The sequence below is a fragment of the Vannielia sp. ABF1_015 genome (assembly GCF_056160745.1).
Map to the genome: position 1 here is coordinate 1,749,583 of NZ_JBSWXT010000001.1, position 13,859 is coordinate 1,763,441.

At 65.3% G+C, this 13,859-nt stretch carries 14 protein-coding genes; 6 read left to right on the top strand and 8 right to left on the bottom strand.

All coding sequences use genetic code 11. The features are described from left to right. Positions 1-22 precede the first annotated feature (22 nt). From modA to ACXAG6_RS08815, 4 genes are all read left to right on the top strand, one after another. Positions 23-727 (top strand): molybdate ABC transporter substrate-binding protein, encoded by a 705-nt coding sequence (gene modA / locus ACXAG6_RS08800; protein ID WP_475337054.1) that lies wholly within the window; start codon positions 23-25, stop codon positions 725-727. Then, complete coding sequence (gene modB, locus ACXAG6_RS08805; protein ID WP_475337055.1) at positions 724-1,416, top strand: molybdate ABC transporter permease subunit; 693 nt, start codon at positions 724-726, stop codon at positions 1,414-1,416. Before modA ends, modB begins: the two co-directional genes overlap by 4 nt. Further along, the gene (gene modC / locus ACXAG6_RS08810; protein WP_475337944.1) at positions 1,413-2,483 is read left to right on the top strand and encodes a molybdenum ABC transporter ATP-binding protein; all 1,071 of its coding nucleotides are present in this window, start codon (positions 1,413-1,415) and stop codon (positions 2,481-2,483) included. Before modB ends, modC begins: the two co-directional genes overlap by 4 nt. A gap of 113 nt (positions 2,484-2,596) precedes the next feature. After that, positions 2,597-2,896 carry a hypothetical protein gene (locus tag ACXAG6_RS08815; protein ID WP_475337056.1) on the top strand — a complete coding sequence of 100 codons (300 nt, stop codon included), beginning with the start codon at positions 2,597-2,599 and terminating at the stop codon, positions 2,894-2,896. Between the two features lie 91 nt (positions 2,897-2,987). Here the strand turns inward: ACXAG6_RS08815 and ACXAG6_RS08820 are convergent, their stop codons facing one another. Then, positions 2,988-3,194, bottom strand: coding sequence for a cold-shock protein (locus tag ACXAG6_RS08820; protein WP_140013549.1), 207 nt, complete (start codon positions 3,192-3,194; stop codon positions 2,988-2,990). Between the two features lie 203 nt (positions 3,195-3,397). Between ACXAG6_RS08820 and ACXAG6_RS08825 the strand changes: the two genes are divergently transcribed. Next, a complete protein-coding gene (locus tag ACXAG6_RS08825; RefSeq protein WP_475337057.1) occupies positions 3,398-3,709 on the top strand; it encodes an arsenate reductase family protein in 312 nt (103 codons plus the stop codon). 24 nt (positions 3,710-3,733) lie between these two features. Here ACXAG6_RS08825 and ACXAG6_RS08830 read toward each other — a convergent pair whose 3' ends face one another. From ACXAG6_RS08830 to ACXAG6_RS08855, 6 genes are all read right to left on the bottom strand, one after another. Continuing rightward, positions 3,734-4,297 carry a DoxX family protein gene (locus ACXAG6_RS08830; protein ID WP_475337059.1) on the bottom strand — a complete coding sequence of 188 codons (564 nt, stop codon included), beginning with the start codon at positions 4,295-4,297 and terminating at the stop codon, positions 3,734-3,736. Next, positions 4,294-4,995, bottom strand: coding sequence for an HvfC/BufC family peptide modification chaperone (locus tag ACXAG6_RS08835; RefSeq protein WP_475337060.1), 702 nt, complete (start codon positions 4,993-4,995; stop codon positions 4,294-4,296). Before ACXAG6_RS08835 ends, ACXAG6_RS08830 begins: the two co-directional genes overlap by 4 nt. Then, positions 4,992-5,840, bottom strand: a complete 849-nt coding sequence (gene bufB, locus ACXAG6_RS08840; protein ID WP_475337061.1) for an MNIO family bufferin maturase — start codon at positions 5,838-5,840, stop codon at positions 4,992-4,994. The genes ACXAG6_RS08835 and bufB overlap by 4 nt, the downstream gene beginning before the upstream one ends. A 60-nt stretch (positions 5,841-5,900) precedes the next feature. Next, the gene (locus tag ACXAG6_RS08845; protein WP_140013554.1) at positions 5,901-6,200 is read right to left on the bottom strand and encodes a BufA1 family periplasmic bufferin-type metallophore; all 300 of its coding nucleotides are present in this window, start codon (positions 6,198-6,200) and stop codon (positions 5,901-5,903) included. 334 nt (positions 6,201-6,534) lie between these two features. Then, positions 6,535-8,517 carry a threonine--tRNA ligase gene (thrS, locus tag ACXAG6_RS08850; protein WP_475337063.1) on the bottom strand — a complete coding sequence of 661 codons (1,983 nt, stop codon included), beginning with the start codon at positions 8,515-8,517 and terminating at the stop codon, positions 6,535-6,537. A 122-nt stretch (positions 8,518-8,639) separates the two neighbouring features. Next, on the bottom strand, positions 8,640-9,221 hold the full coding sequence (locus ACXAG6_RS08855) for a hypothetical protein (RefSeq protein WP_475337064.1): 582 nt from the start codon (positions 9,219-9,221) through the stop codon (positions 8,640-8,642). Positions 9,222-9,369: 148 nt separating this feature from the next. Between ACXAG6_RS08855 and ACXAG6_RS08860 the strand changes: the two genes are divergently transcribed. Continuing rightward, positions 9,370-10,641 (top strand): MFS transporter, encoded by a 1,272-nt coding sequence (locus ACXAG6_RS08860; RefSeq protein WP_475337065.1) that lies wholly within the window; start codon positions 9,370-9,372, stop codon positions 10,639-10,641. 29 nt (positions 10,642-10,670) lie between these two features. On the opposite strand, the gene ACXAG6_RS08865 is transcribed toward ACXAG6_RS08860, so the two are convergent. After that, positions 10,671-13,751 carry a valine--tRNA ligase gene (locus tag ACXAG6_RS08865; protein WP_475337066.1) on the bottom strand — a complete coding sequence of 1,027 codons (3,081 nt, stop codon included), beginning with the start codon at positions 13,749-13,751 and terminating at the stop codon, positions 10,671-10,673. Positions 13,752-13,859 lie beyond the last annotated feature (108 nt).

Consider the following 13,859-nt stretch of genomic DNA (forward strand, 5'->3'; position numbering starts at 1 on the left):
GCAGGGCGCTAGGGTTTGCGCCATGAAATGGATTTTCCTTTCAGCTCTGGTTGCCTTGGCCTGCCTGCCGCTGCGGGCCGAGCCTGTGACGGTGTTTGCCGCCGCCTCGCTGAAGGGCGCGATGGACGAGGTGGTGGCCGCCTGGGGCGGGGAAGCGCGGGTCTCTTACGCGGGCTCCTCGGCGCTGGCTCGGCAGATTGAGGCGGGGGCGCCTGCGGATGTGTTCATTTCGGCCAACCCGGACTGGGTGGACTGGCTGGAGGCGCAGGGCGTGGCGTTGGAGCGGGCTGATTTGCTGAGCAATTCCATGGTGTTGGTGTCGCGGGCGGATGATCCGCGCGTCGGGCTCGACCAGCTCAAGGGCGATGACCGGGTGGCCATGGCACTGGTGGAGGCCGTGCCCGCAGGGATCTACGGCAAGGCGGCGCTGGAGAGCTTGGCGCTTTGGGAGAGCGTGGGGCCGCGCGTGGTGCAGGCCGACAACGTGCGCGCGGCGCTGGCGCTGGTGGCGCTGGGAGAGGCGCCGCTGGGCCTTGTTTATGCAACAGATGCGCAGGCGGAGCCGGGGGTGGCGGTGGTGGCCAGGTTTCCGGAGGGCAGCCACCCGCCGATCCTCTACCCGGTGGCGGCGCTGACAGGGGCGGGTGCGCCGGTGAAGGAATTCTTGCAAGGCGATGAAGCCGCAGAGATTTTTGCCCGCCACGGCTTTGGGCTGGTGGCAGAGTGAGCTGGCTTGACCCGCAGGAGTGGGCGGCGGTTGCGCTTTCGCTCAAGGTGGCCTTCTGGGCGACGCTCTTTGCGCTTCCGCCGGGGATTTTCGTGGCTGTCGCACTGGCCCGCTGGAGCTTTCCGGGGCGCGAGATCGTCAACGGGCTGGTGCATTTACCGCTGGTGCTGCCGCCGGTCGTCACCGGCTACCTGTTGCTGCTGACCTTCGGCACAAAGGGTTGGCTGGGCGGGGCGCTGGCCGAGGTTGGCGTGGTCTTCGCCTTCCGCTGGACAGGCGCGGCGCTGGCGGCGGGGATCATGGGGTTTCCTCTGCTTGTCAGGGCGATACGACTCTCGGTCGAGGCGGTGGACCCGAAGCTGGAGCAGGCGGCGGCAACGCTGGGGGCCTCGCGGTTTTGGGTGTTTGTCACCGTGACATTGCCGCTGATCCTGCCGGGCGTGATCGCGGGCGGCGTGCTGGCCTTTGCCAAGGCGATGGGCGAATTCGGCGCGACGATCACCTTTGTTTCCAACATCCCCGGCGAAACCCAGACCCTGCCGCTGGCGGTGCATAACTTCATGCAGGTGCCGGGCGCAGAGGCCTCGGCCTGGCGGCTGGTGGTGGTGTCGCTGGTGGTGGCGATGGGGGCCTTGCTGCTGAGCGAATGGCTCTCGCGCCGGGTGGCCGCACGGGTGGCGGGCCAATGACGCTGGATGTGGCGATCAAGGTGGAGCAGGGAGGCTTCACGCTGGATGTGGCGTTTGCCGCGCCGCCGGGGATCACCGTGCTTTATGGCCGCTCGGGGGCCGGGAAGACGAGCATTATCAACGCGGTGGCCGGGCTGGCACGGCCTGCGGCGGGGCGGATTGCGGTGGATGGCGAGGTGCTGTTTGACCGCGCCCTTGGCGTGAACCTGCCCGCGCACAAGCGCCGGATGGGCTGCATCTTTCAGGATGCGCGGCTGTTTCCGCATCTCACCGTGGCGCAGAACCTGCGCTATGGGCGGTGGTTTTCCAAGGCCGGGCCTCAGGAGACGCGGGTGGTGGAGATGCTGGGGATCGGGCCGCTGTTGGGGCGTCGGCCCGGTGCGCTTTCGGGCGGCGAGCGGCAGCGGGTGGCGATTGGGCGGGCGCTGATGGCAGGGCCACGGATGCTACTGGCCGATGAGCCGCTGGCGGCGCTGGACGAGGCCCGGAAGGCGGAGATTTTGCCCTATTTCGAGCGGCTGCGCGACGAGATGGGCGTTCCGGTGCTGTATGTTTCTCACGCGCCCGCCGAGGTGGCGCGGCTGGCGACCACGGTGGTGGCGCTCGATGGCGGGAAGGTGCTTCGGCAAGGGCCCGCGGCAGAGGTGCTGGGAGACCCGCGGGTGACGCCGCTTGGCCCGCGGGCCGCGGGCTCGGTGGTCGAGGCGCGGGTGATCCGGCACCACGATGACGGGCTTTCAGAGCTGGAAGCAGGTGGGCTTAAGCTCCACCTTCCGGCGGTAAACCACTCGGAAGGCTCGGTTTTGCGGGTTCATATCGCGGCGGGGGACGTGATGCTGGCGACCGAAAGGCCGCAGGGCATATCGGCGCTGAACGTTTGGCCCGCGACAGTGAGTGACGTTCGGCTTGGCGAGGGGCCGGGCGCGATTGCGCGGCTGGATGCGGGCGGGCAGGTGGTGCTGGCGCGAATTACCCGCCGCTCGGTCGAGGCATTGAAGCTGGCACCGGGGCGCGAGGTGTTTGCCGTGCTCAAGGCGGTTTCGGTCGCGCCGGAGAGCGTGGCTTAACGATTTATCAACACACCGTTTCCATTCTGGAAATTGAAATGTGACAGAAACGCGGTCAAACTGTGGCAGATCGGCGGTTCTGGCCCCCATCTGAGATGGGCGAAGGAGATATGATGTTTGGACGTGTTTCGCTGGCTTTCGCCGGTTTGATCCTTGGGGCGGGTGCTGTGATGGCGCAGGGCAAGCCTGATGCGCCCCGTATTTATGCCTACCCGGGTGAGAACTTTTGCCCGACCGGGCTACAGCCCGTTACCATCGGCGGCGTGATCTCCTGTGGCACGCCGAACCAGAAAGTGAGCTACGCTTCAATGAAGGCCACGCCTGCCCCGGTGCGGCGCCAGAAGGTTGTGCGCCGCAAAGCGTCGACGGGCTATCTCTGGCATGGCGGCAAGGGCGTTGAGCCCGACGAATAGGGCCAGCCAACCAAGTGTAAGGAGAGGGGCCGGCGGAGTGATCCGACGGCCTTTTTTCACTGGGTGTCAGGTGCTTGGCCTGATCTGCCGCTTAGAGCAGCTTGAGGTCGCCCGCGCTTTCGCGGCCATCCCGACCGGGGATCATATCGTAGCTGATCTTCTGATTGTCGGCCAAGCCAGTCAGGCCTGCGCGCTCTACGGCCGAGATGTGAACGAACACATCCTTGCCGCCATCATCGGGCGCAATAAACCCATAACCCTTAGTCGTATTGAACCATTTCACGGTGCCGGTGGGCATTCCGTATCTCCCTCTTATAGTCCGGCCCTTAACCTGAGGGCCGTATGCAGTCCGGTCTTCAGTCTTCCGGTCCGCTTTAGAGGCAGTATCGGTCGTGAAGTCTCCGTAGGTCAGAGGATTGTGGCGTGATGTAAAAAACGCAAGACAAAGCGGGTAAATTGCGGGGATTCTCGCAAGTACTGGCGAAAAAAGGGGCGAATGCGATGAAAATTTATGGGTTAAAAACCTGCGATACTTGCCGAAAGGCTGTGAAAACGAGTGGCGGGGTGCTGCAGGATGTGCGCGAAAACCCGCTTACGCCTGAGGAGCTGGGCCGGTTTTGGGCGGTCTTCGGGGACGCTTTGGTGAACCGGAAATCGACCACGTGGCGGCAGCTGAGCGAGGCTGAACGGGCGGAGGAGCCGCTGGCCCTGCTGGCCGCGCACCCGACGTTGATGAAGCGGCCCGTGGTGGAAAAGCACGGGCAGCTTTGGCTCGGTTGGGGGCCGGATGTGCAGGCGGCCGTTCTGGCGTGATGGGTGGTGGGCAGATTGCCCACCCTACGCGGGCGCGGCGGCGGGGCGGAAGGCGGTGAGCGCGCGGTCCACCGAGATCGGCCCCGCGCCGCGCAGCACGAGGATGGCCAGGGCGAAGATCCAGAAGGCGCGCTGATCGAGCAGCAAGGCCCCCGATGGGGCATCGAACCATGCGCCGATATCACCGCCGCTCACGCCGTGGCCGTAAACATCAACCACGCTCTGGACGAAGACGAAGCCGATCATCGCGAGTGATGCGAGGCGGGTGAAGAGCCCGATGACGATGAGCACCGGCAGGATCACCTCGGCCCATGTGCCGGCAAGGGTGACGGCCCAGTGGAAGACGTTGAGCTGGCTCACGTCGTAATTTGCGGCCTCCATCGCCTTTGGGAAGATGGTGACATAGGCCCCCGCGTCGGGGCGGAAGAGGCCGAGCACCCCTTCGCCGAACTTCGAGAGGCCGGAGTTGAGGTAATAGACCAGCAGCACCCCGGCGAAGACGAGGCGGGCGAGGCTGGGGATAAGCCAAGGCGCGGCCCCTTCAAGGCGGAGGGCGGCGGCATCGTAGAGGCTGAGAAGGCGGGTCATGGCTGAACCTCCGTGATTGCGCCGCCAGAGATCAGGGCGGCGAGGGTGCTGGTGATGTCGAGGCCATCGGGCGTGGCCTCTTCGAGGGTATCACCGCGGGCCAGCGCGGCGAGAAAAGCGCCCGCGGCAGGGGGCAGCGGGGTGAGCTGCGGGTCAAACCCCGGGCGGGTGACGAGAACGGTTTGGGCCTGCGCCTCGGGCTTGGGGCCTTCGCCACGGGTATAGAGCCAGATGGCGTGAATGGGGTAGGGCGAGGCGACGGAGCGCAGGGAGGGTGCCAGCACGAGGCGGCTCTGCGGCGTGATCTGCGCCGGGTCGGCCGGGGTGCTGTCGGCTGCGTGGTAGCTTTCGCGCAGGGCCTGCTCCAGCCGGGCGACATCGGCGAGGTAGGCGATATGGGCGACGGGCGGGAAGGCCTTGAGGAAGGCCGGGAAGCTGGCGCCCCACGTGGCGATGCGCGGATCGCGGGGTGGCTCGGCGCGCACGTAGTGGCCGGCCATTGCACTGAAAAACTCGTCACCAACGATCTTGAGCAGGACGGGGAAGGCCTCTGCCAGCGCCTCGCTGAGGGAAACGACAACGTTGTTGCGATAGACATCGAAGCGCTTGCCAGCAGGGCGGCCCTTTGGGTCCACCAAGCCATCGGGCACGGGGGCATCCGGCGCGAGGAGGGCGCTATGGAAGGCGGATTGGCTCATGCGGCCACCGGTTGGAGAATGTCGGCGGCGCGGGCGGCCTCGGCTTCGAGCGTGGGATAGTCGGGGATGTCGGCATCCCATTCGATCAGCGTCGGGCGGGGGCCAGCGCGGCGGATGGTTTCTCGGTAGAGCTGCCAGACCGGATCGACCACCTCGGCATCGTGGCTGTCGATCAGCAGGCGGTCGCCGTGCTCATCGGCTTGTTCGTCGTGTCCGCCGAGGTGGATCTCGTGGACGGCGGACAGCGGGAAATGTTCGATATAGTCAAGCGGGTCGCGCTGCTGGTTGGTGCAGGCGACGTATACGTTGTTGACATCCAACAGTAATCCGCAGCCGGTGCGGCGGGCGATCTCTGCCAGAAAGTCGGTTTCTTCCATCTCGCTTTCGGTGAAGGCGAGGTAGGTGGAGGGGTTTTCGAGCATCATCGCGCGGCCAATCGTGGCCTGAAGCTGGTCGATGTGGTCGCAGACGCGGGTGAGCGTGGCCTTGGTGTAGGGCAGCGGCAGCAGGTCGTTCAGGAAGGCGCCCTCGTGGGTGGACCATGCGAGGTGTTCGGAGAAGCTGGCGGGCTGGAGCCAGTCGCAAAGGTGCTTGAGGCGGGCGAGGTGGTCGGCGTCCAGCGGGGCTTCCCCGCCAATGGAGAGGCCAACGCCGTGGACGGAGATGGGGAAGCGCTCGGCAAGGTGGCGGAGCTGGGCCAGCGGGCGGCCACCATCGCCCATGTAGTTCTCGGCGTGGATTTCGAGCCAGCTCACGCGGCCCGGGTCATTCACCAAGTCATTGAAATGCTGGGACTTGTAGCCAACGCCAACCCCGGCGGGCAGGCGGAAATCTGGTGAGGACATGGGGCACCTCTGGCAAGGACGAGGGGTGCGCCCGGCCCCGTGGAGCCGGGCGCGAAGGCTTTAGGACTTGGGCAGGTCGCGCTCAAGCGGCTCAAGCGAGCCCATGCGAGCGGTGTCACCCATGGCGGGCAGCTCGATGTCGGCGCAGGTGCCGGCGGGAACGAGGGTCCAGGCGTTGCCCTGGTAATCCACGGTCGAGGTGCCCTTGCAGGTGGTGCCAGGGCCGGCGGCGCAGTCGTTTTCGCCAGCCATGGAAACGCCGTAGCACTTTTCCTGCTCTTGCGCGGAGGCGGTGTGAGCGGCGGTCATGGCAGCGGCGACCGAAGCGGCAACGGCGAGGGTTTTGACGGTTTTGGACATGGGTATCCCCTTGGGTTGGTTTGGTTTTTCACGGTGTATCGTGGCCCCGGGTCATCCATCCGGGGATGTCAAAAAGCTAGTCGCTGCGGGTGATCACGCGCCATTGACAGGCCTGTGAACACACGGGGCCGTTATGTGGGGCATGGGCTTTTGCGGTGCAGAAAAACTGGCTCAAACGGCTAAGGTGTTGAAAATTCGAAGTTTCGATCGTGAGGTGCTTGCGGTGTTCTGTAACATTCGTCCCCACAAAGCCGTGAGGGGCCGACATATGGTTACAAAATGAAAGCGCCGCCCAGCGGGGTGCGGCGCGGCGCTCACGTGGCTGTCAGGGATGTTACGCCAGATCGGGGGGCGTGGCCTCGGCGGCGAGGCTTGCGATGATATCCGCAAGGCTTTGAACCGAGGTCTGTTTTTCGCCAAGGCGGCGGACGGAAACGGTGCGCTCTTCCACCTCGCGGCCCCCGCAGGCGAGGATGACGGGCACCTTGCCGACCGAGTGTTCGCGGACCTTGTAGTTGATCTTTTCGTTGCGAATGTCGGCCTCGGCGCGGATGCCCTTGGCTTGCAGCTCGGCAACGACCTCGTTGACGTAATCATCGGCCTCCGAAGTGATGGAAGCGACAACAACCTGCCGGGGGGCGAGCCAGAAGGGCAGCTTGCCTTCCCAGTTTTCGATCAGGATGCCGATGAACCGCTCGAAGCTGCCAAGGCAGGCGCGGTGCAGCATGAAGGGGCGGTGCTTGTCGCCGTCTTGCCCGATGTAGCCCGCGCCGAGGCGTTCGGGCAGGTTCGGGTCCACCTGGAAGGTGCCGCATTGCCAAACCCGGCCGATGGCGTCGGTCAGGTAGAAGTCGAGCTTGGGGCCGTAGAAGGCGCCGTCGCCCGGCTCAAGCGTGTAGTCGCGGCCCACGGCCTTGATGGCGGATTCCAGCGCGTTCTCGACATAATCCCAGCTCTCTTCGGAGCCGACGCGCTTTTCAGGCCGGGTGGCGAACTTGATTTCGAAGTTGTCGAAGCCAAGCTCGCGGTAGATGTCGGCGGTGAAGTCGATGAAGCGGGCGCATTCTTCCTGAATTTGCTCCTCGGTGCAGAAGATGTGGGCGTCATCCTGCGTGAAGCCGCGCACGCGCATGATGCCATGGAGCGCGCCGGAGGGCTCGAAGCGGGCGCAGGAGCCAAACTCGGCCAGCCGCAGGGGCAGGTCGCGGTAGCTCTTGAGGCCTTGGTTGAAGACCTGCACGTGGCAGGGGCAGTTCATCGGCTTGAGCGCGTTGATGCGGGTTTGGCTGTGGTCCTTGGCCTTGGTGGCGTCGTCATTCTCGCCATCGCGGCTTTCGTCGACTTCGACGAGAAACATGTGGTGCTGGTACTTTTCCCAGTGGCCGGAGGCCTCCCAGAGCTTGCGGTCGACCACTTGGGGCGTGTTGATCTCGCGGTAGCCACCGGCGCGCTGCTTGCGGCGCATGTAGTCTTGCAGGGCGGTGTAGATCGTCCAGCCGTTGGGGTGCCAGAAGACCTGCCCGGGGGCCTCTTCCTGCATGTGGAAGAGGTCCATCTCGCGGCCCAGGCGGCGGTGATCGCGCCGCTCGGCCTCTTCGAGGAAGGTGAGGTGGGCCTTCAGGTCTTCGCGGTTCTTGAAGGCGACGCCGTAGATGCGCTGGAGCATCGGGCGGGAGCTGTCACCGCGCCAATAGGCCCCGGCGACGCTCATCAGCTTGAAGGCATCGGCCGGAAGCTGGCCGGTGTGCTGGAGGTGGGGGCCGCGGCAGAGATCCTGCCAGTCGCCGTGCCAATACATCCGCAGCGGCTCGTCGCCCGGGATCGCCTCGATCAGCTCAACCTTGTAGGGCTCGTTGTTGGCTTCGTAATGCGCCACGGCCTTGTCGCGCGGCCAGACCTCGGTGCGGACCGGATCGCGCTTGTTGATGATTTCCTTCATCTTCTTTTCGATCTGGCCGAGATCTTCGGGGGTGAAGGGCTCGGCGCGGTCGAAGTCGTAATACCAGCCGTTCTCGATCACCGGGCCGATGGTGACCTTCACATCGGGCCAGAGCGCCTGCACGGCGCGGGCCATGACGTGGGCGAAGTCGTGGCGGATGAGCTCCAGCGCGGGGGCGTCATCCTTCATGGTGTTGATGGCGATCTGCGCATCGGCCTCGATCGGCCATGCGAGATCGTGGTGCTTGCCGTCGACCATGGCGGAGATGGCGGATTTGGCGAGGGATTTGGAGATGGAGGCGGCAACTTCGGCAGGGGTGATCCCGGCCTCGTAGTCGCGTGCATTGCCATCGGGGAAGGTGAGAGAGATTTGGGCCATATCGGCTCTCCTCGTCGGTTTGGCGCCCACGGAACGCCCGGTTGCGGGTTATGTCGTAGGCGCACCAATGCACCCGCCAGCGGCAGGTGTCAACGCGTGTGGCGTGAAGCGGCGGGGGACGGTCAGCCGTCGAGGCAGGCGGCGAGGGCGTTGCTGGCCTTAGTGGAGCCCGAAAGGCTGAAACTCTCCTCGATGAGGGTGGCCGCCTCGCCAGACTCCGGGGTGGAGACTAGCTTGAGCCTGAGCGCATTGCCACGGCGCAGTGCGGTGTCGATGGTGGTGTAATCCTTGTCGTTCAGCACGATGACGGGGATCAGCCCCATCGGATCGCCCATGCCGAAGAGCACAGCCTTGACCGGCGCCTCCACCGTGCCGCTGCTGTCGATGGAAAAGAACATGGCGACGGTGTTTTCGATCAGGTTTTCGGCATCGTTCGTGGCGGGGTCGCCCATGGCCCCGATGATGCCGCCGTCCCGGGTGCGCATCCTGCCGAAGATCGGGCGGGGCCAGGCCCGTCCGGCCTCGGGCGGCGAGCCGACGGCGAGGCAGAAGCCCTCGGTCCGGAAGATCGACCACCCATCGGGGCCGTCCAGCGCTTCACCCGGGCCGAGGGTGAGGACGGACATGCGCTGGGCCGAGGCCGCAGCGGGCGCGACGGCGGCAAGGAGGGCGAGGGCGGCGAGGAGGTTGCGGCAACATGGCATGACGAATCCTTCTGACGTGACGGGAGAGCGCAGCGGTTGCGCGCTCGGGCAGCGTAGGGCCGAGCCTAACAGATCAGGCGCATTTTTTCATCTGCGACCGAAAACGGGCGATGAATGAACCGATCGACGGTAGAGGCGTATATACAGCATGACATTCACGGATCGGGCGTTTGAGACGCTGACAGAGGATGGCCCGGAGCGGGCCGAGGATATCACGCAGGAAGCGCGGGAGGCGGAGGCGGGGAACTTCTTTCGCCACGCGGCGTCTCTGTCGCTCTCGAAGCTGGCAGATGGATTGATTGACCCGAAACTGGTGCTGAGCTGGCTGATGGGCGCGCTCGGTGCACCGGCGGCGTTGACGGGCCTGTTGGTGCCGGTGCGCGAGGCCGGGGCGCTGGTGCCGCAGCTCTTCACCGCGGCGCGGATCCGGGCGATGGGGCGGCGCAAGTGGGCTTGGGCCGGCGGCGCGGCGGGGCAGGGCGTGGCGGCGCTGGTGATTTTGGCGGCGGCGCTTTTGCTGGAAGGCTGGGCGGCGGGCGTGGTGATTGTGGCTGCGCTGTCGGTTTTGGCGGTGGCGCGCAGCGTCTGCTCGGTGAGCTACAAGGACGTGCTGGGCAAGACGGTGGACAAGCCGCGCCGGGGCACGGTGACGGGCTTTGCGGCCTCTCTGGCCTCGGCGGGGGTGCTGCTGTTTGCGGGCCTGCTGATGCTGGGGCTGCTTGAAAGATTTCAACTTGTGGCCGGTGCGATTGCGCTGGCAGGGGCGGCCTGGCTGGGGGCGGCTTGCATTTTTGCGACAATTCGCGAGGAGGACCGGCCCGGCGATGCCGAAGGCGAGGCGACTGGTTTGGGGCAGTTGGTGCTGCTGCGGGAGGATGCCGACCTGCGCCGCTTCGTGCTGGCCCGGGTGCTGCTTTTGCCCACCGCGCTGGCGCCGCCCTACCTGGTGATGCTGGCCGGGCAGGCGGGGGATGACCGCTGGGGCGCCTTGGGCGCGATGCTGGCGGCTTCGGCGCTGGCTGGGCTGATCTCGGGCTGGATCTGGGGGCGGTTGGCGGACCGGTCGAGCCGGCTGGTGCTGGCGATTTCGGGCGCGGTGGCGGCGGGCTTTCTGGCGGCGGCGGTGCTGCTTGCGGGCGCGATGGGCACGGCCTGGGCAGCGCCACTGGTGCTGTTTGGCCTTATGGTGAGCTATCGCGGCGTCCGCGTGGGGCGCTCGACCTACCTTGTGAACCTTGCACCTGAGGCGCAGCGGGCGAGCTACACGGCGGTGGCCAACACCACCGTGGGCATAGCGCTGCTCGGGGGCGGCGCCTTCGGCGTGCTGGCCTCGGTGACGGGGCCGGGGGTGGTGCTGGCGGTGTTTGCCGTGATCGCCGCCGGGGGGGCGGCGCTGGCCTTTGCGATGAAGGAGGTGTGAGGAAAGGTGGGCAGATTGCCCACCCTACATCATCCGATCTCTGCGAGGCGAGCGAGGGCCTCTTTGAGTTTCGCCTCTTCTTCCTGCCGCTCGGCGAGGTTGGCCTGCGCCTCCTCGACCACCTCGGGCGGAGCGTTTTCGGCGAACTTGGGGTTTTTCAACCGCCCGTTCAGCCCACCGATTTCCTTGGCGAGTTTGCCGAGGGTCTTTTCAAGCCGGGCCTTCTCTTCATCAATGTCGATAAGGTCGGCGACGGGGAGGCCGAAGGTGCCGCCGGAAACGGCGATGGTGATGGCGCCTTTGGGCATCTCGTCGGCCTTTGTGAGCGACCCGACGCGGGCGAGGCGCTTGATGAGGGCCTCGTTGTTGGCATAGGCCGTTTCGCCCTCGGGGGTGAGGGACACTTGAATGAGCGGCACATGCAGGCCGGCGGGCACGTGCATTTGGGCGCGTGCCGAGCGGATGGCCTCGATGAGGGAGATGACCCAGTTGACCTCGGTATCGGCCTGCGCGTCGATCAGTTCGGGGCCGTATTCTGGCCATTCGGCGTGCATCACGAAGCCTTCGTGGCCTTTTTCGGCCCAGAGTTCCTCGGTGATGAAGGGCATGATCGGGTGCAGCAGGATGAGCACCTGATCGAGCGCCCAGGACATGGTTTCGCGTGTTTCCTGCGCTGCATCCGTGTCGAACAGCGGCTTGGAGAACTCGATGTACCAGTCGCAGAAGGTGCCCCATGTGAAGCTGTAGAGCGCCTGCGCGGAATCGTTAAAGCGATAGTTTTGCAGCGCGTCATCTACGGCTGCGCGGGTTTTGGCCAGCTCTCCGATGATCCAGCGGTTGACGGTGGATTGGGGCTGCGGGCGCTCGGTGGGCCGGGCTTCGAAGACGCCGTTCATCTCGGCGAAGCGGGCGGCGTTCCACAGCTTGGTGCCGAAGTTGCGGTAGCCGGCGATGCGCTGGGTGTCGAGCTTGAGCACGCCGCCGAGGGCGGCCATGGCGGCGGAGGAGAAGCGGAGCGCGTCGGCGCCGTATTCACCGATGATCTCCAGCGGGTCGATGACGTTGCCGACGGACTTGGACATCTTCTTGCCCTTGGCGTCGCGGACGAGGCCGTGGAGGTAGACCTCGGTGAAGGGGACTTCGCCCACGACGGCAAGCTGCATCATCATCATCCGGGCGACCCAGAAGAAGAGGATGTCCTGCCCGGTGACGAGGGTGGAGGTGGGGAAGTATCTGGCCAGCTCCGGGGTTTGCTCGGGCCAGCCGAGGGTGCCGATGGGCCAGAGGCCGGAGGAGAACCAGGTGTCGAGCACGTCCGGGTCGCGCCCAATCCAGATTTTTCCTTGGCCACGGTTGAGTTTCCATTCGCGACTGGACTCAAGAGATTCCGACTTGTGGTGCTCTCTCTTGAACTTCTGCACGAATTCGTCCGAGACGATTGCGTCTTGATCATAGTCGTATTCAATCACGTCGAAGGTTTGACCGAGAAGGCGCTCATAATGGGCCGAAGCCTTTAACCGTGCTTCTTGAAAGCTACCCGCGCAAAACCGCTCAGTCTCCCGAAGAATTAGCTCTCCGGACTCGTCGAATTTCGGCCCATACCACACCGGGATCTGGTGGCCCCACCAGAGCTGGCGGGAGATGCACCAGGGTTCGATGTTGTCGAGCCAGTGGTAGTAGGTCTTTTCACCGGACTCGGGGAGGATTTTCACCTCGCCATTGCGGACAGCATCCAGCGCGGGGCCGACGATCTTTTCGGCGTCGACGAACCACTGGTCGGTGAGCATGGGCTCGATGACGACCTTCGAGCGGTCGCCGAAGGGCTGCATGATCGGCTTGTTCTCGACGTAGGGCATCATGCCGCCGTCGAAGCAGACCTCGCCCTCGTCATCCGGCGGGGCGGGGATCATGACGGCGAGGCCTTCGTCGGTGATCTGGGCGACGACCTTCTTGCGGGCTTCGAAGCGGTCGAGGCCGCGCAGGTCATCCGGCACGAGGTTGAGCGTGTCGACCTCGGCCTCGGTGAACTCCGCGCCGTTGGCGATTTGCTGGGCGCGGGCGGCGCAGGTGGCGTAGGGCTCGCCGTCGTCGCGCATGTTCGCCTTGGTGTCCATCAGGCGGTAGAGCGGGATGTTGTTGCGGGTGGCAACGCCGTAGTCGTTGAAGTCGTGGGCGCCGGTGATCTTGACCGCGCCGGAGCCGAAGGTGGGGTCGGGGTATTCGTCGGTGATGATCGGGATCAACCGGCGGTGCTCTTTGGGGCCAACCGGGATTTCGCAAAGTTTTCCGACGATTGGAGCGTAGCGTTCATCTGATGGGTGAACGGCGACGGCGCCGTCGCCCAGCATGGTTTCCGGCCGTGTCGTGGCGATGGAGATGTAGTCGCGGGTCTCGCGGAGGGTGACGTTTCCGTCCTCGTCCTTCTCGACGTATTCGTAGGTTTCGCCCCCCGCCAGCGGGTATTTGAAATGCCACATGTGGCCGGGCGTTTCGATGTTTTCGACCTCGAGATCGGAGATGGCGGTTTCGAAATGCGGATCCCAGTTCACGAGGCGTTTACCGCGATAGATCAGGCCCTTTTCGTACATGTCGACGAAGACCTTGATGACGGCATCGTGGAAGTTGGGCGCGCCTTTACCGGCGTCCGGGTCACCCGCCGCGCCGCCCATGGTGAAGGCCTCGCGGGACCAGTCGCAGGAGGCACCGAGGCGCTTGAGCTGGCCGATGATGGTGCTGCGCGAGGCGACCTTTTGCTGCCAGACGCGCTCAAGAAATTTCTCGCGGCCCATCTCGGCGCGGGTCGGCTCGCCGCCCGCCGCCATTTCGCGCTCGGTGACCATTTGGGTGGCGATGCCTGCGTGGTCGGTGCCGGGCTGCCAGAGCGTGTCAAACCCGCGCATACGGTGCCAGCGGATGAGAATGTCCTGCAACGTGTTGTTGAAGGCGTGGCCCATGTGGAGCGAGCCGGTCACGTTGGGGGGCGGGATCATGATGGAATAGGTCTCGGGGCGGCGCGCGGCGACACCGGCGGCGAAGGCGCCTGCCTTCTCCCATGCCGCGTAGATGCGGCCTTCGGCTTCGCTTGCGTCGAACGTCTTTTCCATTGCCATGTTGGCTCTCCGGCTCATGCTTTGCTTGGGGCGAGGGGATACCTCTTTGACGGGGAGAGGGAAAGCCCGTGCTGGCTCTGGACAGTGCGGCCATGAAGGCTAGTGTCT

What these genes read in the sequence shown, in the direction of transcription:
- modA (WP_475337054.1), top strand. Translation starts at nt 23, where the DNA reads ATGAAATGGATTTTCCTTTCAGCTCTGGTTGCCTTGGCCTGCCTGCCG.
- modC (WP_475337944.1), top strand. Translation starts at nt 1,413, where the DNA reads ATGACGCTGGATGTGGCGATCAAGGTGGAGCAGGGAGGCTTCACGCTG.
- ACXAG6_RS08815 (WP_475337056.1), top strand. Translation starts at nt 2,597, where the DNA reads ATGTTTGGACGTGTTTCGCTGGCTTTCGCCGGTTTGATCCTTGGGGCG.
- ACXAG6_RS08820 (WP_140013549.1), bottom strand. Translation starts at nt 3,194, where the DNA reads ATGCCCACCGGCACCGTGAAATGGTTCAATACGACTAAGGGTTATGGG.
- ACXAG6_RS08825 (WP_475337057.1), top strand. Translation starts at nt 3,398, where the DNA reads ATGAAAATTTATGGGTTAAAAACCTGCGATACTTGCCGAAAGGCTGTG.
- ACXAG6_RS08830 (WP_475337059.1), bottom strand. Translation starts at nt 4,297, where the DNA reads ATGACCCGCCTTCTCAGCCTCTACGATGCCGCCGCCCTCCGCCTTGAA.
- ACXAG6_RS08835 (WP_475337060.1), bottom strand. Translation starts at nt 4,995, where the DNA reads ATGAGCCAATCCGCCTTCCATAGCGCCCTCCTCGCGCCGGATGCCCCC.
- bufB (WP_475337061.1), bottom strand. Translation starts at nt 5,840, where the DNA reads ATGTCCTCACCAGATTTCCGCCTGCCCGCCGGGGTTGGCGTTGGCTAC.
- ACXAG6_RS08845 (WP_140013554.1), bottom strand. Translation starts at nt 6,200, where the DNA reads ATGTCCAAAACCGTCAAAACCCTCGCCGTTGCCGCTTCGGTCGCCGCT.
- thrS (WP_475337063.1), bottom strand. Translation starts at nt 8,517, where the DNA reads ATGGCCCAAATCTCTCTCACCTTCCCCGATGGCAATGCACGCGACTAC.
- ACXAG6_RS08855 (WP_475337064.1), bottom strand. Translation starts at nt 9,221, where the DNA reads ATGCCATGTTGCCGCAACCTCCTCGCCGCCCTCGCCCTCCTTGCCGCC.
- ACXAG6_RS08860 (WP_475337065.1), top strand. Translation starts at nt 9,370, where the DNA reads ATGACATTCACGGATCGGGCGTTTGAGACGCTGACAGAGGATGGCCCG.
- ACXAG6_RS08865 (WP_475337066.1), bottom strand. Translation starts at nt 13,751, where the DNA reads ATGGCAATGGAAAAGACGTTCGACGCAAGCGAAGCCGAAGGCCGCATC.